Source organism: Acinetobacter sp. XS-4 (assembly GCF_023920705.1).
Lineage (GTDB): Bacteria > Pseudomonadota > Gammaproteobacteria > Pseudomonadales > Moraxellaceae > Acinetobacter.
Map to the genome: position 1 here is coordinate 2,914,463 of NZ_CP094657.1, position 18,075 is coordinate 2,932,537.

The following is an 18,075-nucleotide window of genomic DNA, read 5'->3' on the forward strand; positions in this document are numbered from 1 at the left end:
ATAAACGTCTATTCTGCATACAGAAAATTGCGATTCTTTCGCCCACTGTTTTTAAGGATTTAGAGCAGCCTATGTTTAATTCGTCGACTAATTCAAATAAAAATATACGTATCGCCATCATTGGAACTGGCTTTGGAGGTTTAGGTCTTGCAATCCGGCTGAAACAGGCAGGATTCAACCAGTTTACCTTGTTTGAAAAAGCTGCCGATGTCGGTGGTGTCTGGCGTGACAATACTTATCCGGGTGCTGCATGTGACGTGCCATCACATCTGTACTCTTTTTCTTTTGAACAAGAGCTAGGATGGAAAAAGCGCTACGGAACTTCTCAGGAAATTTATCAATATTTACGCCACTGTGCTGATAAATATGAAATTCGCCCGCACATTCAATTTAATACTGAAATAGCCAGCGCCGAATTCGATGTATTACAAGGTGTATGGCACATCCAAAGTACGACTGGTGAACGTTTTGAAGCCGAGTTTTTAGTCGGTGCTGTAGGTCAGCTCAACCGCCCTGCTTATCCAAAACTCAAAGGTATTGAAAACTTCAAAGGTAAGGCATTTCACTCAGCGCGTTGGGATCATGACTATGACTTAACTGACAAACGTGTTGCAGTGATTGGTACGGGTGCAAGTGCAATTCAATTCGTACCTGAAATTGAAAAACAAGTAGCGCATCTCGATGTTTATCAACGCTCTGCACCTTACGTGATTCCTAAACCTGATCGGGTTTACCAGCCTTTAGAGAAAAAAGCGTTCCGTAAACTTCCAATTTTGCAAAGTCTGGATCGTGTATTGCAATACGGAAACCATGAAATTCGTTTGCTGGCTTTCACAACGTCACTCAATGAAATGCCTTTGGTCGAATATTTATTCCAGCGCCACATTCGTAAAGTCGTCAAAGATGGGAAGTTACGCCACCGTTTAATGCCGGATTATCCAATTGGTTGTAAACGTATTTTGATTTCGAATCAGTGGTATGAAGCGCTCACTCAACTTCATGTCGATGTGATTAATACTGGCATTCAAGAAATTACCGAAAACGGCATTTTAGATACGGAAGGAAATCTGCGTGAAGTCGATACCATTATTTATGGTACAGGCTTTGCCGCAACAGAGTTTATGGCACCAATGCAGATTACAGGTCTTGATGGCCGCACCTTAAAAGACACATGGAAAAACGGTGCAGAAGCTTATCTCGGTTTAACTGTTAGCGGCTTTCCAAACTTCTTTATGCTCTATGGTCCAAACACTAATCTTGGACACAACTCAATTGTTTATATGATTGAAAGCCAAGTGAATTATATTTTAGATGCCCTCCAGACAACCCTACAAAACAAACTTCTGTTCACCAATGTTCGTGCAGAAGTTCAACATGAGTTTAATCAAAGCATTCAAGAAAAAATGAAAAAAACCGTATGGGCTCAAGGTTGTACCAGTTGGTATCAGACTGCTGATGGCAAAAATACCAATAACTGGCCAGGTTTTACTCTTGAGTATCGTCAACGTACTCGTCGCTTTGATGTTGAAAACTACACTCAAGTTTCGACTATTTCTTAAACAAGCTTCACCCTAGGAAATGAGAAAAATAAACGGAGAATTTTATGAAGTCTTTTAAAAACAAAGTTGCAGCTGTGACAGGTGCGGGTTCTGGTATTGGACAGGCACTTGCCATTGCACTAGCAAAACAAGGCTGCCATCTAGCACTTTCCGATATCAGTGAAGCCGGATTAGCCAAAACAGTCGAACTTTTAGCAGCCTATTCTGTCAAAGTAACCACTCAAAAAGTCGATGTGGCTAAGCGTGATGAAGTGGCAACTTGGGCAAAATCTGTTGTAAATGAACATGGCCAAGTTAACCTTATTTTTAATAATGCGGGTGTTGCAATAGGTAGCACGGCTGAAGGTGTAAGCTATGGAGATCTTGAATGGCTCATTGGTATTAACTTTTGGGGCGTGGTTTATGGCACAAAAGAATTTTTACCTTACTTAAAGCAAAGTGGTGATGGGCATATTATTAATATTTCTAGTATGTTTGGCTTAACAGCTCAACCGACCCAAAGTGCTTATAACGCCAGTAAATTTGCCGTTCGTGGCTTTACTGAATCATTGCGCCAAGAACTCGATCTACAAAATGCTGGAGTGAGTGCGACCTGTGTGCATCCGGGTGGTATTCGTACCAATATTGCCAAAGCTGCCCGCATGAATAATAGCGTCCAGTCTTTAGGAATGGATCCTTTAAAAAGTCAGGATGCTTTCGATAAATTACTTCGCACCCCTGCGGATGATGCAGCTCAACAAATTTTAGAAGCTGTTCGTAAAGACCGTCGCCGCTTATTGATCGGAGCCGATGCAAAAGCCGTTGATGTGATCCAGCGTATTCTTCCACAGGGTTATCAAAAGATTTTTGCAACCGCAACTGCCTTGCAAACTCGTCTACTCAACAAATCAGCAAAATAAAAATAGTGGTCAGCATACTCTTCATTTTAAGAGATGCTGACCGTCATTACAGGCTTAGTATGAGTCCTTATTATGAAGCAGCTTCTTGCATGGACTATCCGTACCACGCTACGTCCAGCTTTATCCCCTAAAACACCACTAAAGTTACAGCGTTTTTGTAGCAATGCAGCCAGTGCTATTGTGCTGGGGCCACGTGGCTATAAAACAAAAAAACAATCAATTGCTCAAGTACCAACAGTTCATATTCAGCCCAAAATGACTCAATCAGGACTCGGCATCTTGTATTTGCATGGCGGTGGATATGTGGTGGGTAGCTCAAAAAGTCACACCAAGCTTGCTGCCCAAATCGGACATGTCGCTCAGGCACAAGTCTGGTTACCTGAATATCGTTTAGCTCCAGAGCACACAAGTCCTGCTGCTATTGAAGATGCCATTGCAGTCTATAAAGCGTTACTTGCCCAAGGACAAGACCCGAAAAAACTCGTGATTGCTGGTGACTCTGCTGGAGGTGGGCTAAGTTTAAGTACTGCAATTGCGATACGAAATGCAGGGTTACCCTTGCCCGCGGCTTTAGTTTTACTTTCACCTTGGGTTGACTTAAGTCTTTCTGGAAACTCTATGAAAACTCATGCTAATCAAGATGCGATGTTGTCAGAGGACTGGTTAGTTTGGTGTGCAAAAAACTATTGCGGACAAAAATCGGCAACCGATCCAACCTGTTCGCCACTCTATGCTGACTTAACTGGATTACCACCTGTTTTGATTCATGTGGGTACAGAAGAGGTTTTATTGGATGATGCAAAACGTCTTGCTGAACAGACTGAAAAGCACAGTATTCCGACAAACTTAAAGGTTTATGACCGAGTCGGACATGTTTTTCAATTCCACGCAGGTATACTAAAAGAGTCTAATGATTCCATTCAGAACATTGGTCGATTCATCCATAAATATACCGAGTCACTATAAAAATATCGCCAGACAGGAGTCCTCGGCATGACAACAAACAATTATGACTATGATTATCTCATTATTGGTTCAGGCTTTGGTGGTAGTGTTTCTGCTTGCCGTCTAACCGAAAAAGGCTACTCAGTTGCTGTAATGGAAATGGGGCGACGCTGGAAAGCTGAAGATTTTGCCAAAAACAACTGGAATACCCGCCGCTGGGTTTGGCGACCTGGTATGAAGTTATTCGGCTATTTCAATATGCGTTTTTTCCGTCATGTCACCATTATTTGTGGTAATGCCGTGGGTGGTGGTTCCATTACCTACGCCAACACTCTACTCGTCCCACCTGAACATATTTGGGATGAAGGCACATGGGCGGATGCTGCGGACTGGAAAAGTGAAATGCCGCAACACTATGCTGAAGCAGAACGCATGCTTGGGGTGACTGATAATAAAATCTTTGGACCTGCCGACCTGATGCTTAAAAAAATGGGCGACGCAGTTGGAGTTGGGCACACGTTTAAACCAACTCGTGTTGCAACCTTCTTCCCACCAGAAGGTGAAGAAGGCGGTAAAACCTATCCTGACCCATATTTCAATGGCGAAGGTCCAGATCGTGCAACCTGCACCGCATGTGGCGGCTGTATGACGGGTTGCAAACACAACGCAAAAAATACCTTAGATAAAAATTATTTATACTTTGCCGAAAAAAAAGGCGCCAAGGTTTACGAAGAAACCAAAGTTGTTGACGTTAAACCACTCAATGGTAAAGCAGATGGCAGCGATGGTTATGAAGTCACGACTGAATGTTCAAGCTCATGGTTTAACAAACAGCGCCGTACTTGGCGTGTTCGAAATGTGATTTTCTCGGCATCATCTTTGGGTACTCAAGAGATGTTGTTCCGCTTAAAACAGTCTGGTTCTCTGCCAAATGTTTCTGATGATTTGGGTAATCGGGTACGTACCAATGCCGAGTCGATTTTAGGTGTGCGCTTTTTTGGTAAAGATGTCGACATGAGTAAGGGTGTTGCCATTGGTTCAAGTATTTACATTGACCATGACACTCACATTGAAGCGACTCGCTATCAAAATGGTTCCGATGCAATGGGCCTGATGTGTACATACATGGCAAAAGGTAAACCGGGTTGGACGCGTATTTTCTTCTGGTTATGGGCACTCATCTGCCATCCATTTATTTTTCTACGCATGAGTAATCCAGTTGGTTTTGCACGACAAACTTTAATTTTCTTAGTGATGCAAACTGCCGATGCTTCAATTAACATGCGTTTGAAACGTAATTGGTTTTGGCCTTTTGGTAAGGTGTTATCGAGCGAAGGGAAAAAGCTACCGGTTTATATTCCACAGGCCAATACCTTTACTGAAAAAGTTGCCAAAATGTTTAATGGCCATCCAATGACAACCATTACCGAAATTTTATTTAACGTGCCTTTTACAGCCCACTGTATGGGTGGTTGTGCAATTTCCTCAAGCCCAGAACGTGGCGTGGTAGATGGACAAAACCGTGTCTTTAACTATAAAAACTTATACGTTGTAGATGGCTCAATGTTAGGTGCCAATTTGGGCGTTAACCCAAGTCTTACCATTACAGCTTTAGCAGAACGTGCAATGTCGTATATTCCAGCTAAGCATACTTTGGATGAGCAACAAGACCATAGAGCAGATACAGAAAACGCAGAGATCACGAAAGCATCGGCTTAAGATAGAAATTTGTTTTATAAAAAAAGCCTATTTTTAAATAGGCTTTTTTTATTTCGTTTTTTAAATTACATCGCTACGGCTTTAGCACGAGCTGCATGCAATTTTTTATAGCTCTCGATCAGACGTAAATGGCGATCAAGTCCTTCTAATTTCATGCTTGTTGGTGTTAAGCCATAGAAACGAACACTACCATCAACAGAACCTAATACTGCATCCATTCGTGTATCACCAAACATACGGCGGAAGTTAATTAGATAGTCTTCAAGCTCTAGCTCTTCATCTAACATCACTTCAAGCACCACGTTCATGCACTGATAGAACAAGCCACGCTCAACAGTGTTGGTGTTATATTGCAAGTAAGTTTCGACAAGCTCTTTTGCTTCTTCAAATTGTTGTAAAGCAACATAAATCAGCAATTTCAACTCTAAAATTGTGAGCTGTCCCCAAACTGTATTGTCATCAAATTCGATGCCAATGAGTGTGGTGATTTCAGTGTAATCATCTAGCTCACATTCCTCTAAGCGCTCAACCAACGCCTCAAGCTGTTCATCATCCAAACGATGCAGATTTAGAATATCTTCACGGAATGAAAGTGCCTTATTGGTATTGTCCCAAATCAAATCTTCAACCAGATAAATTTCTGAATAATCTGGTACTAAAATACGGCAAGCAGTCGCACCTAAATGCTCATAGACTGCCATATACACTTCTTTGCCCATCTCTTCGAGAATACCGAACAATGTTGCAGCTTCTTCTGCATTCGACTCTTCGCCTTCTCCAGAAAAATCCCACTCAACAAAGTCATAGTCAGATTTAGAGCTAAAGAAGCGCCAAGAGACCAAACCGCTTGAGTCAATAAAGTGCTCAACAAAGTTGTTCGGTTCAGTAACCGCATTACTTTGGAAAGTCGGTTGTGGTAAATCATTTAAGCCTTCAAAACTACGGCCTTGAAGCAATTCAGTCAGACTACGTTCCAACGCAACTTCAAAACTTGGGTGTGCACCGAAAGATGCAAACACCCCACCCGTACGCGGGTTCATTAAAGTTACACACATTACAGGGAACTGACCGCCTAACGATGCATCTTTAACTAATACAGGGAAACCTTGCTCTTCTAAACCTTTAATACCAGCAACAATACTTGGGTATTTTGCTAATACGTCTTCTGGAACATCTGGAAGTGCAATTTCACCTTCTAAAATTTCACGTTTAACAGCGCGTTCAAAAATTTCTGACAAGCATTGAACTTGGGCTTCTTCTAAAGTGTTGCCTGCACTCATACCATTACTTAAGTACAAGTTTTCAATTAAATTTGATGGAAAATAAACAACTTCTTCATCAGACTGGCGCACAAAAGGTAACGAGCAAATGCCGCGCTCTACGTTGCCTGAGTTGGTGTCATATAAATGTGTACCAAGTAACTCATCATCTGGGTTGTAAATCTCAAGACAGTATTCATCTAAAATTTCCTTAGGTAATTCACCATTTGGACCCGGTTTAAACCATTTTTCATCTGGATAATGCACAAATTCAGCATTGGCAATCTCTTCACCCCAGAACTGGTCATTATAGAAGAAGTTACAGTTTAAACGTTCAATAAACTCGCCTAATGCAGACGCTAAAGCACTTTCTTTAGTTGCACCTTTACCGTTGGTAAAACACATCGGAGACTGTGCATCACGAATGTGTAATGACCATACATTTGGAACAATATTACGCCAAGATGCGATTTCAATCTTCATGCCCAAATTTGCCAAAATGGCAGACATATTAGCAATGGTTTCTTCTAATGGCAGGTCTTTACCTTGAATAAAAGTATGGCTTTCTGAAGTTAAGCTTGGCAATAACAATGCTTGTGCATCTGCATCGATACTTTCAACTTCTTCAATAATAAATTCGGGACCCGTTTGAATCACTTTTTTAACAGTACAACGGTCAATCGAACGTAAAATTCCTTGGCGATCTTTCTCTGAAATATCGGCTGGTAATTCAATTTGAATTTTAAAGGTTTGTTTGTAGCGGTTTTCAGGATCAACAATATTATTTTGCGATAAACGAATGTTATCGGTTGGGATATCTCGAGCTGCACAATACACTTTTACAAAGTACGCTGCACACAATGCTGACGATGCTAAAAAATAGTCAAATGGGCCCGGTGCCGAACCATCACCCTTGTAGCGAATTGGTTGATCGGCAATTACCGTAAAGTCATCGAACTTAGCTTCCTGTCGAAGATTGTCGAGATAATTAACCTTGATTTCCATGCTGGCACCTAAATATTTTTATGTGTCAGCACAGACACATAAAATTCTAAATATTGAAAAATAAGCCGAATCACAGCTAAGAAATTGACTTAAAAAATGAGAGATTAAAGCCATGTGTTTAATGAACGACTCAATTGGCTTTAATAAGATTGGCGGTATTATAGAGGGATTTTGTGCAGTTGATAACTAAAGTTAAAACATTGCTGCTCACAATGTTTTAACTCGTTTTTAATTTACTTAAATATTGAGCGTTAAAACTTAAAGGTGTAATCGACATTCAACCGAGTTTCATTTGCCGAATGGAATGTCATATTGGTAGGCATGTCATTGCGATAGTGAGAAAAACGAGCTCGCATTCCCAAACCTTTTAACTTACCTTCAGGAATTTTATAGCCCAAATCAAATTCCATCGACTCTTCTTTAAAACGTTGGTCGCCATATTGCAATAAATCAATATCTTCACCTTTTGCGTAGCGAGTCATAAAGCGTAGTCCATTTAATGAAACATCACCTACCCGCGCATTTTTAAAGTCATACTCATAACGAATCGAATAGACTTTTTCGTCTTTATTTGAATAGTCCGAACTCATAAAATCAAGCACAACCGGACTTTCAGTTCCCGACAAAAATGGCAGACCAGTTGAACCAAAAGCCTGCATGTAGCCCAAAGAAACCGTATGATTTTGATAGTTCAAACCAAACAGGCCACTAATATGGCGGTTATCGACCTCTCCTATTTTTTTGCTTCCAGTTTCTTCACTATTAAAGAAACGCACATCACTTAAAAAATCAAGCTGATCATTTAAAGGTTGTTTTCCGTTAAAGCCCAAAAATTGTTGCTGGTAAATGTCTTTCAGTTCAGCATGGTAAGCTCGTAGACGATAGTCCTTTAACTGATAGCTTCCACCTAATGTATAAAAAGAATCAGTAGTTGCCGCTTTGTCAAAACGATGGTTAATATTGTCCGTTCCAACATCGGTATAACGAATCGAATCACGTTGACGAACTTCGTCGACATAAAAGCCTTCAAGTTGAAGGTTTGGAATTTCATTTGAAACAAAGTGGATACCGCGGTAAGTCTGAGGGAACAAACGCGCTGGCGATGAAAATATGGTTGGTAATTGTGGAACTAGATCACCCACAAAAAGCTCATTTTTTCTAAATTTGGCCTTCCCAGTAATACCTATTTTTCCATAATAATCGTCACGTGAGTTATCAGTATTAACTAGAAGCAAGCCACTACGTGCATAGTCATCAGCACGGCTCCCCATCAGGTTAAAACCTGCCATTGCCAGTACATCGACACCAAACCCAACTGTTCCTTCGGTATAACCAGACTGGCCTTTAAAAATTAGACCCTGCGCCCAATCTCTGGCTGCTGTATAGGGATATGGATCTTTTTTATAGTCTCGGTCAAAGTAAAAATTACGTAGTGTCAGCTCAGCTTTACTGTCTGCAATAAACTCGGCATGCACAATTTGACTAAATAATGGGCACAAGCATACCCCCACCCACAATGGTGTATTTTTCATTTTTTATCTCAACTATTTAATTTTTAATGGATTAAGGTGCTGTTTTAAGCGAATAGTTTTGCTCTTTTTTACTTCGGTAAAAAGCATTACCCAAACTTAAAATCAGGAAAATAGCTAAAATAAAGACCACACCGTAATAAGCATAAAGCGTTGCGGGCGAGATACCTTTATCTAGAAAAATGCCTGCAATTGTTGGCGATAAAATTGCCCCAATACGACCAAAACCAATCGCGTAGCCCACACCACGACTACGAATTTCGGCATCGTAAATTGTTGGAGAAATAGAATATAAACCTGCCACACAGCCATTAATAAGTGTGCCGAGTAATAACCCCACCATGAGTGCGACACTTACTTGAGCCGAGACTGCAACAAATAGGAAAACACATGCAGACGTTAGCCCTAAAAATAGACTTAAGGCATAGAAAATTTTCATGCGTGACGCCAATAAACCAATAATGGCTGCCCCGAAAATACCACCAATACTAATTAAAATGCCGGTACTTACGCCTTGGTGTGGCGACATCCCCATTGAAATAAGAATTTTTGGTGTCCAGCTCATGACAAAGTAAAAGCCAAACATCACTAAAAAGAATGCAAACCACAAACAAAGTGTTTGAAATCCAAGTTGCCCAGCAAATAATTTACTGAGTTCACTGCCATTTTGCGTACTCATTTTTTCATAACGCGGCATAACTGGTAATTCGTTTAGCCCCATACGATTTACAGTTGCATTAATTCGTTCTAGTGCCTGTTTTGGTCGTTTCGCGAGTAAATAATCTAAAGATTCTGGTAATAACCATGCGCTGATCAGCAGCATTGCAATGGTAGTAACCCCACCTGCTAAAAAGATTGAACGCCAACCTAAATGCTCAATCAATGCCAGTGAGAGTACTCCGCCAAGTGTCGCGCCAATTCCATACCCTGTAGACATTAAGCTTACTGCGAGACTGCGCCAACGAGCATTGGCATATTCACTTGCCAATACATTACTACTCGCAAGAATGCCACCCACCCCAATTCCGGTAATAAACCGAAGTGCTGCTAACATGCTGTGGCTTTGCACCAAAGCACAACCCAACATGCTAAGACCTGCAATCACAAGACAAACTAAGATGAGTAAACGGCGACCGATCTTATCGGCTAAAGGCGCTAGAAAAATGGAGCCAGCAGCCATCCCGAAAAGGCCTGAACTGAGTAACAAGCCAATTTGTGCACCTGAAAGTGACCATTCTGTTGACACGGATGGAGCGGTAAATGCCATTACCATCACGTCAAAGCCATCAATAATATTGAGACAAATACAGATCAAAATGACGAACCATTGGTAGCGGCTCATGTTGTTTTGATTGATCTCACTTAGAACGTCTCTTTCCATTTGTGTATCTCCCTTGGATAAGACATACACACGACATTGCTATATGAGCGATTGGGTGGTTATGCATATCCGTATCCATAATGACCTAGAGGAATATTTGTTTTTCAAAAAACTTACGCGAGCGAAATTGTTTTCTGGAGCGTCCTGCTCTTTTTCTATACTGAATATTTGGATCCAAAAAATCAACAATATTTTTAAAATTTAATTATTAACAATTCAAATCATTGAAAAACATATTTATAATTCATTTTAATTTTAAAAAATTAAAAATATGGATCCATAAAATATTTATCCATTTTTAAATTTGCAACCACAACAGCTATTCAGATTCAGCATAGGATTGACGCATTATGGATCCAAATAAAGTCGATAAAAATTTCGTTCAAAAAATTAAAAAGAAATATAAAAGTCTTCAATATTGTTTAAATATATACAAAACTACTAATCCTAAACATCAATTTTTTTTTAAAAATATACTGCTTATCAATTGACCATTATTTTTATTTATTATAAATTGGATCCAATAAGTGATAAGGAGTCGTCACAATGTTTATTAAAAATGCTTGGTATGTTGCCTGCCGCCCAGAAGAAATCCAAGACAAGCCATTAGGTCGCACTATCTGTGGTGAAAAAATTGTTTTTTACCGCGGTAAAGAAAACCAAGTTGCAGCCGTTGAAGATTTTTGTCCCCATCGTGGTGCCCCGCTTTCACTTGGCTATGTAGAAGATGGCAACCTCGTGTGTGGATATCATGGACTAGTGATGGGTTGTGACGGAAAAACAGTTTCAATGCCAGCCCAACGTGTAAATGGTTTCCCTTGCAATAAATCATATGCAGTTGTTGAGAAATTTGGTTTTATTTGGATATGGCCAGGCGAAAAAACTTTAGCAGATGAAGCAAAATTGCCAACTTTAGAATGGGCAGATCACCCTGAATGGAGCTATGGCGGAGGCCTGTTTCATATTCAGTGTGACTATCGCTTGATGGTCGATAACCTGATGGATTTAACCCACGAGACCTATGTTCACTCAAGCAGCATCGGACAAAAAGAAATTGATGAATCATTACCAGTCACTAAAGTTGACGGTGACCATGTCATTACCGAACGCTATATGGAAAATGTGATTGCGCCTCCATTTTGGCAAATGGCCCTTCGTGGTAACCACTTAGCAGATGATGTACCCGTTGACCGTTGGCAACGTTGTCACTTCTATGCTCCAAGTAATGTTCATATTGAAGTGGGTGTAGCACATGCCGGACATGGTGGTTATCACGCACAAAATGACAAAAAAGTTTCCTCAATCGTGGTCGATTTTATTACGCCAGAAACTGAAACCTCACACTGGTATTTCTGGGGAATGGCACGCAACTTCCAGCCTGACAATACTGAACTCACTGATCAAATTCGTGAAGGACAAGGCAAAATCTTTACTGAAGATTTAGAAATGCTTGAACAACAGCAGCAAAATATTCTAAACAATCCACATCGCAAGTTACTGATGCTCAACATCGACGCGGGCGGTGTACAGTCTCGTAAAGTAATTGAGCGACTACTTACTGAAGAAAATAAAACGCCTCCTGAAACATCTGCTCAGAAGTTCCCAAACATACGGATTATTTAAAAGGAGCATGAACATGGACGTTATTATTGATAAAATTCATCAGCTCACCCCGACCATCCGCGCTTTTGAATTGGTTGCAGCAAATGGTACAGTGCTACCGAGTTTTGAAGCAGGTGCACATATTGATGTACATCTTAAAAATGGTCTAACCCGTCAATATTCACTTTCAAATTGTTGCAGTGAAAAGCATCGTTATGTGATTGGTATTTTACATGATGCCAATTCACGCGGTGGTTCACGTTGCATCCACACAGAATATCGTGAAGGTGACCATTTAAAGATTGGTGAACCTCGTAATTTATTTGAGATTCACCCTCACACAAAACAGGCAGTTTTATTTGCTGGTGGTATTGGTATTACCCCTATTTTATCGATGGCGTATCGACTTAAGTCGGCCAATATTCCTTTCGAATTGCATTACTTTGTTCGTAGCCGTGAAATGATTGCTTTCTATGGCAACTTAACCGAGTATTTTGGTGACCAAGTCCATTTTCACATTCAAGACCAACCAGATACCGAATGTAATATGGCAGAGGTTTTAGCCCAAACTTCATCTGATAAACATTTATATGTCTGTGGACCTACAGGGTTTATGCAGTTTGTCATGAGCTCAGCCGAACAAGCCGATTGGCATAGCGAACAGTTACATCAAGAACATTTTGTCGCTCAAAAAGCAGATACGTCTAACGATGAAGCTTTCACTATTGAAGTTAAAGGTACGGGCCGTCGAATTGAAGTATTACCAGAACAAACTGCTACTGAGACATTAATTGCAAATGGTTTCGATATACCTGTTTCTTGTGAACAAGGCATTTGTGGCACATGTATTACCCGCGTTGTAGAAGGCACCCCTGATCATCGAGATATGTTTATGACCGATGAGGAACACGCATTGAATGACCAATTTACGCCTTGCTGTTCTCGTGCAAAAACTAAAAATCTTGTGATTGAACTTTAATTATTGAGTTCCTTTATTCGAAAATAAAGGAACTTATTTCAGCTTAAGCACTTAGAACATTTCTGAGCGTTTCACCCAAAATCACCACACTACTGTGTTCACGCATTAAGGTTTCAGCACGCCCTGCCTGACGATGTACTAAGGCATCGAAAATCGAACAATGCTGCAAATGTGCATAGTGCAAACGGCGATACTCTGACAAAGCTTGATTCTGGTCATAGGTAATGGCTTGAGCAGATGCCATTGGTAGCTGATTGTTTTTTGCTAAAGCTTGTATGAGTGCGACGTTTTGTGCGCCTTCAATAATGGTGTCATGAAAAATGACGTTAAAATGATGATAACGTTCAAGTTCAGCGTCGCCAAACTCGTCTTTATCATTAAATAGTTTTTCAGTTTCTTGAATGCAATGTTGCAGCGTCTTTTTCTGTTCTTCGCTTAAGCCTTGTTCTGCCAAAGTTTTCGCAGCCAATCCTTCAAGCACCCCTCGCACTTCAAGCGCATCATGAACAAGTTGTTCTGAAATTTCACGGACCGTGTAACCACGAGTTGGGTTTTTAATGAGGAGGCCTTCTTGCTCAAGCAACCTAAAAGCAATACGAACAGGCTGCCTTGAAACACCAAGTAACTCGGCAGTCGGAATTTCGGCAATTCTGGCACCGCCTTCAAGTTCCCCTGAAATAATCATTTTTCTTAGTTTAAGTAAAACTTGTTGTCCTGAAGACATTCGCTGCCACACATCACCAAAAACGTCACTTCGATGCTAGCAAGTTCATTTGTAAAATGAAATAAATTTTCTGTGTGAATCAGTGCTTAAGCATTTCTATTAAGTTTAATAAATTAAATTGCAAACTACCTTTCATCACAGGTTTTTAAGATTATTGACCATAATATCTAGGTTGTTACGAATTAAATAAGCCAAGTTAATATCAATGCCTTCAAGCATTTTTTCTTCAACTTTTAAAACAACTTCATTGCATTTATTTAGCTTATCAACACCGCTTTGAGTCAGCGTAATTAAAATACGGCGGCCATGGGTTGGGTCTGGTTTTTTCTCAATCCAACCATTCACTAGTAAATCTTGCAAAATTTTGTTGGCAGATTGCGGCTTAATGAAAGAGCGCTCAGCAAGCTTTGCATTGGATACATTACTTTTTGAAGCTAAAACAGAAAGCGCAGTAAATTGCGGCAAGGTAATTTCAAGCTCTTTTAAATGTTCTGTTAAATGTTTACTAATAATTCGGTCAACACGAGCAATCATGTAACTTAACTTAGGCTCATCTTCTACTTTTTTTTGAACTGAATTCGAACGTACCATAACCTTTCAATCATCATAAGAAAATCTGTAGTGAAAGTATGAGGCGCTAACCCCATACTTTCGTTAAAACTTAGCGAGCACCTGAGCTTTGTACTAAATGTACAGGCTGTTTAGGTTTTTTGACAAGAAGTAATGCAGAGATCGCTGCAATTAAAATCACCGGAATGCTTGAACCAATCACAATGGTCGAGCTTTGTCCAAGCGAGAGTAAAAAACCAGCCATTAAAGGTCCTGCAAAAGAACCGATACGCCCGATTGCAACCGCCGCACCGACTCCAGTTCCACGCATTTCCGTTGGATAATACATGGCAGCCAAGCCGTACAGTGCCGATTGTCCACCCACGATAAATAAACCACAGCCCACTGCCGAAAGCGCCAGTAATGCAACGGTTGGAGAAATTGCCAAGCAGCAAAGCGAGAATAGAATGCCAAGATAAATCAGCTTAATCACAAAACTCATGCGTATTTTATCAAGCAATACACCCATGAGGATTGAACCTAAAATTCCGCCAACGTTATAGCCCATCTGCACATAGTTTGCCTGTAATTTCGATAAGCCTTGCGCGCCCATGAGTAACGGCAACCAGTTCAATAAGAAGTACAGCACGACTAAGGTACAGAAGAAACTCACCCAAAGCTGAATCGTTGACATACGACGTTCTTTGGCAAATAGAACTTCAAAGAAGGGAGTCGTTTTTTGCGCTTGACCTTTACGTTGCAGGTAATCATTTGACTCAGGTAAAAAGCGCATAATCAGTGGAATTAATAAAATTGGCGCTATACCACCAATATAGAAAATATGACGCCACTCTGCATCGCCAGCCAACGACATAGCAACCACAGAAGTAAGTAATCCACCAAAAGGAATGCCGCTGTACATAATACTCACCGCTTTGCCCTTGTGCTGATCAGATACAGCTTCAGATGCCAGTGTAATCATCATCGGAAGTGCCCCACCCATTCCTAAACCAGTACAAAAACGAATGAGTAACAGCAAACTGAAGTTAGCAGCATAGGCTGTTAGCAAAGACATAATTCCAAAAAGTAAAATACTAAAAATCAGAATTTTCTTACGCCCTACAATATCGGCAAATCTACCACCTAATATGGCACCTGGTAGTGTTCCTAAAATTGCAGCACTAAATGCCCATGCCATCTGGCCATTGTCCAACATAAACTCAGCCCGCATTCGTGGGGCGGCTACCCCCATTGACTGAAGATCAAAGCCTTCAAAAATTGCGATTGCAAAACATAATAGCAACGTGATTTTTGCCCTTGCAGACTGTCCTAATATCTTTTCCATTGTGTTATCCCTTATTGACTAGTCGTTCCATTTAGCCCTTTGTGTATTATTGTTTAAACACACCAAAAATATCAGTTAAACTTACTAAAAAATCAACATATTTTTATATTAAATTATCCACAAAATTAATTAATATTTAAAATACAATGAATTATAAAATATTTATGAAATTTTATAAAAAAGACTTGAATGTAAGTTTAACTGATATTAAATTAAATCCCAGAACAGCTAAAAATCATTCAAGGAGTATGAAGATGAGTTATGAAAACCGCTGGGAAACCGTAGATGTTAAAGTTGAAGATGGAATTGCATGGGTTACCCTAAACCGCCCAGAAAAGAAAAATGCCATGAGTCCTACACTCAATCGTGAAATGATTGATGTGCTTGAAGCCATAGAACTTGATCAAAATGCACGTGTGCTTGTATTGACAGGTGCAGGCGATTCTTGGACAGCAGGCATGGACTTGAAAGAATATTTCCGTGAAGTCGATACTCAACCAGAAATTTATCAAGAACGTATACGCCGCGACTCATGCCGTTGGCAGTGGCAACTTCTTCGCATGTATTCAAAACCAACCATTGCTATGGTCAACGGCTGGTGCTTTGGAGGCGGTTTCTCACCTTTAGTGGCTTGTGATCTTGCGATTGCAGCAGATGAAGCAACATTTGGTTTATCTGAAATTAACTGGGGTATTCCGCCGGGCAACCTTGTAAGCAAGGCAATGGCAGATACTGTTGGTCACCGTGCCTCTTTGTACTACATCATGACAGGTAAAACCTTTGGTGGTAAAGAAGCCGAAACGATGGGCCTTGTGAATAAAAGCGTACCGCTTGAACAGTTAAAAGCTGAAGTGACTGAGCTTGCAAATTGCTTACTTGAGAAAAACCCTGTGGTTCTTCGTACAGCTAAAAATGGCTTTAAACGTTGCCGTGAACTGACTTGGGACCAAAACGAAGACTACTTATATGCCAAGCTCGATCAATGTATTCATCGTGATACAGAAAATGGCCGCCAAGAAGGTTTGAAACAATTTTTAGATGAAAAATCAATTAAACCGGGTTTACAGAGCTATAAACGTACTGGTTAACTTTTGATTCACTAATGGCAATGTAAGGACACAACCCATGCAAAATGTACAGTTACTTATTCACGGTCAATCTGTTGATGCATCAAATCAGGCAACTTTTGAGCGTATTAGCCCCATCGATGGATCAGTGGCAAGTAAAGCTGCTGCTGCAACCTTGGAAGATGTTGATCGTGCAATCGATTCGGCACAACAAGCTTTTAAAGTATGGTCGAAACTCTCGCCTACCGAACGTCGCTTACGCTTATTAAAAGCAGCCGATTTAATGGACCAAAAAACCGAGCAATTCATTCAAACTGGAATGCAAGAAACAGGTTCAACTGCGACATGGTATGGGTTTAACGTTCACCTTGCTGCCAACATGTTACGTGAAGCAGCAGCAATGACTACACAAATTGACGGAAGCCTCATTCCGTCAGATGTGCCGGGCAATCTTGCAATGGGTGTGCGAGTTCCTTGCGGTGTCATTGTTGGCATTGCTCCTTGGAATGCCCCTGTCATTTTGGCAACACGTGCCCTTGCCATGCCTTTGGCTTGTGGTAACACAGTAGTGTTAAAAGCCTCGGAAGCTTGTCCAGCAACACATCGTCTCATTGGTGAAGTGTTACATGAAGCAGGTCTTGGTGAAGGTGTGGTCAATGTGATTACGCATGCCGCTGAAGATGCACCACAAATCGTAGAGCGTTTAGTCTCTCATCCAGCTGTGAAGCGCATTAATTTTACGGGTTCAACCAAAGTCGGAAAAATTATTGCCGAGACTGCTGCCAAATATTTAAAACCTGTTTTACTTGAATTGGGTGGTAAAGCCCCTGTTGTGGTTTTAAATGAAGCTGACATTAATGAAGCCGTAAATGCAGTCGCTTTTGGAGCGTTCTTTAATCAGGGTCAAATCTGTATGTCGACCGAACGTGTTTTGGTTCAAGACAATATTGCCGACCAATTTATTGAAAAACTGATTGAAAAAACCCGCGCTATTCGGGCAGGTAATCCAACCTCAAAAGACAATGTACTCGGTGTTTTAGAAAGTCGACGTGCTGCAAACCGTATTCAGCATTTGCTGGAAGATGCTCAAAACAAAGGTGCCGATTTACCTTTAGGTATTCATATTGAAGACACCACCATGCAACCGACGCTGGTGCTCAATATTAAACCTGACATGCTGCTTTACCGCGAAGAATCATTTGGGCCTGTATGCACAGTTCAACGTTTTTCAAGTATTGAAGAAGGCGTAGCACTGGCAAATGACAGCGAGTTCGGTCTTTCTTCAGCAGTGTTTAGCCAAAATATTTCACAGGCATTAGAAGTCGCTCAACAGATTGATTCGGGTATTTGTCACATTAACGGCGCAACCGTACATGACGAAGCTCAAATGCCATTTGGCGGAACAAAATCGAGTGGTTACGGACGTTTTGGTAGTAAAGTCTCTGTTGCCGAATTTACCGAACTACGCTGGATCACCATTCAGACCCAATCACGTCATTACCCGATTTAGTCG

General features: G+C 40.7%; 14 protein-coding genes. 8 read left to right on the plus strand and 6 right to left on the minus strand.

The window, feature by feature from the left end; genetic code table 11:
* Positions 1 to 71 precede the first annotated feature (71 nt).
* From MMY79_RS13600 to MMY79_RS13615, 4 genes are all read left to right on the plus strand, one after another.
* Positions 72 to 1,559 (plus strand): NAD(P)/FAD-dependent oxidoreductase, encoded by a 1,488-nt coding sequence (locus MMY79_RS13600; protein WP_252609370.1) that lies wholly within the window; start codon positions 72 to 74, stop codon positions 1,557 to 1,559.
* A 44-nt stretch (positions 1,560 to 1,603) separates the two neighbouring features.
* A complete protein-coding gene (locus MMY79_RS13605) occupies positions 1,604 to 2,458 on the plus strand; it encodes an SDR family oxidoreductase (protein WP_252609371.1) in 855 nt (284 codons plus the stop codon).
* Between the two features lie 72 nt (positions 2,459 to 2,530).
* A complete protein-coding gene (locus MMY79_RS13610) occupies positions 2,531 to 3,424 on the plus strand; it encodes an alpha/beta hydrolase (protein ID WP_252609372.1) in 894 nt (297 codons plus the stop codon).
* A 27-nt stretch (positions 3,425 to 3,451) separates the two neighbouring features.
* Complete coding sequence (locus tag MMY79_RS13615; RefSeq protein WP_252609374.1) at positions 3,452 to 5,122, plus strand: GMC family oxidoreductase; 1,671 nt, start codon at positions 3,452 to 3,454, stop codon at positions 5,120 to 5,122.
* 65 nt (positions 5,123 to 5,187) lie between these two features.
* On the opposite strand, the gene MMY79_RS13620 is transcribed toward MMY79_RS13615, so the two are convergent.
* The 3 genes from MMY79_RS13620 to MMY79_RS13630 form a co-directional block, all read right to left on the minus strand.
* Positions 5,188 to 7,386, minus strand: coding sequence for an OsmC domain/YcaO domain-containing protein (locus MMY79_RS13620; protein WP_252609376.1), 2,199 nt, complete (start codon positions 7,384 to 7,386; stop codon positions 5,188 to 5,190).
* 251 nt (positions 7,387 to 7,637) lie between these two features.
* Positions 7,638 to 8,918 carry an OprD family outer membrane porin gene (locus tag MMY79_RS13625; RefSeq protein ID WP_252609378.1) on the minus strand — a complete coding sequence of 427 codons (1,281 nt, stop codon included), beginning with the start codon at positions 8,916 to 8,918 and terminating at the stop codon, positions 7,638 to 7,640.
* 31 nt (positions 8,919 to 8,949) lie between these two features.
* Positions 8,950 to 10,296 (minus strand): MFS transporter, encoded by a 1,347-nt coding sequence (locus MMY79_RS13630; RefSeq protein ID WP_252609380.1) that lies wholly within the window; start codon positions 10,294 to 10,296, stop codon positions 8,950 to 8,952.
* 546 nt (positions 10,297 to 10,842) lie between these two features.
* Here MMY79_RS13630 and MMY79_RS13635 point away from each other — a divergent pair.
* Together MMY79_RS13635 and MMY79_RS13640 are read left to right on the plus strand one after the other, a co-directional pair.
* Complete coding sequence (locus MMY79_RS13635; RefSeq protein ID WP_252609383.1) at positions 10,843 to 11,919, plus strand: aromatic ring-hydroxylating dioxygenase subunit alpha; 1,077 nt, start codon at positions 10,843 to 10,845, stop codon at positions 11,917 to 11,919.
* 13 nt (positions 11,920 to 11,932) lie between these two features.
* On the plus strand, positions 11,933 to 12,877 hold the full coding sequence (locus MMY79_RS13640) for a PDR/VanB family oxidoreductase (RefSeq protein ID WP_252609385.1): 945 nt from the start codon (positions 11,933 to 11,935) through the stop codon (positions 12,875 to 12,877).
* A 43-nt stretch (positions 12,878 to 12,920) separates the two neighbouring features.
* Here MMY79_RS13640 and MMY79_RS13645 read toward each other — a convergent pair whose 3' ends face one another.
* From MMY79_RS13645 to mhpT, 3 genes are all read right to left on the minus strand, one after another.
* Complete coding sequence (locus MMY79_RS13645) at positions 12,921 to 13,613, minus strand: GntR family transcriptional regulator (RefSeq protein WP_077162611.1); 693 nt, start codon at positions 13,611 to 13,613, stop codon at positions 12,921 to 12,923.
* 123 nt (positions 13,614 to 13,736) lie between these two features.
* The gene (locus tag MMY79_RS13650; RefSeq protein ID WP_252609387.1) at positions 13,737 to 14,192 is read right to left on the minus strand and encodes a MarR family transcriptional regulator; all 456 of its coding nucleotides are present in this window, start codon (positions 14,190 to 14,192) and stop codon (positions 13,737 to 13,739) included.
* 70 nt (positions 14,193 to 14,262) lie between these two features.
* The gene (gene mhpT / locus MMY79_RS13655; protein ID WP_252609389.1) at positions 14,263 to 15,495 is read right to left on the minus strand and encodes a 3-(3-hydroxy-phenyl)propionate transporter MhpT; all 1,233 of its coding nucleotides are present in this window, start codon (positions 15,493 to 15,495) and stop codon (positions 14,263 to 14,265) included.
* Between the two features lie 248 nt (positions 15,496 to 15,743).
* Here mhpT and MMY79_RS13660 point away from each other — a divergent pair, with 248 nt between their 5' ends.
* Complete coding sequence (locus tag MMY79_RS13660; protein ID WP_252609391.1) at positions 15,744 to 16,583, plus strand: p-hydroxycinnamoyl CoA hydratase/lyase; 840 nt, start codon at positions 15,744 to 15,746, stop codon at positions 16,581 to 16,583.
* A 37-nt stretch (positions 16,584 to 16,620) separates the two neighbouring features.
* Positions 16,621 to 18,072 carry an aldehyde dehydrogenase gene (locus tag MMY79_RS13665; RefSeq protein WP_252609401.1) on the plus strand — a complete coding sequence of 484 codons (1,452 nt, stop codon included), beginning with the start codon at positions 16,621 to 16,623 and terminating at the stop codon, positions 18,070 to 18,072.
* Positions 18,073 to 18,075 lie beyond the last annotated feature (3 nt).

Coding starts and splice junctions, on each gene's coding strand:
- MMY79_RS13600 (WP_252609370.1), top strand. CDS start 72: ATGTTTAATTCGTCGACTAATTCAAATAAAAATATACGTATCGCCATC.
- MMY79_RS13605 (WP_252609371.1), top strand. CDS start 1,604: ATGAAGTCTTTTAAAAACAAAGTTGCAGCTGTGACAGGTGCGGGTTCT.
- MMY79_RS13610 (WP_252609372.1), top strand. CDS start 2,531: ATGAAGCAGCTTCTTGCATGGACTATCCGTACCACGCTACGTCCAGCT.
- MMY79_RS13615 (WP_252609374.1), top strand. CDS start 3,452: ATGACAACAAACAATTATGACTATGATTATCTCATTATTGGTTCAGGC.
- MMY79_RS13620 (WP_252609376.1), bottom strand. CDS start 7,386: ATGGAAATCAAGGTTAATTATCTCGACAATCTTCGACAGGAAGCTAAG.
- MMY79_RS13625 (WP_252609378.1), bottom strand. CDS start 8,918: ATGAAAAATACACCATTGTGGGTGGGGGTATGCTTGTGCCCATTATTT.
- MMY79_RS13630 (WP_252609380.1), bottom strand. CDS start 10,296: ATGGAAAGAGACGTTCTAAGTGAGATCAATCAAAACAACATGAGCCGC.
- MMY79_RS13635 (WP_252609383.1), top strand. CDS start 10,843: ATGTTTATTAAAAATGCTTGGTATGTTGCCTGCCGCCCAGAAGAAATC.
- MMY79_RS13640 (WP_252609385.1), top strand. CDS start 11,933: ATGGACGTTATTATTGATAAAATTCATCAGCTCACCCCGACCATCCGC.
- MMY79_RS13650 (WP_252609387.1), bottom strand. CDS start 14,192: ATGGTACGTTCGAATTCAGTTCAAAAAAAAGTAGAAGATGAGCCTAAG.
- mhpT (WP_252609389.1), bottom strand. CDS start 15,495: ATGGAAAAGATATTAGGACAGTCTGCAAGGGCAAAAATCACGTTGCTA.
- MMY79_RS13660 (WP_252609391.1), top strand. CDS start 15,744: ATGAAGATGAGTTATGAAAACCGCTGGGAAACCGTAGATGTTAAAGTT.
- MMY79_RS13665 (WP_252609401.1), top strand. CDS start 16,621: ATGCAAAATGTACAGTTACTTATTCACGGTCAATCTGTTGATGCATCA.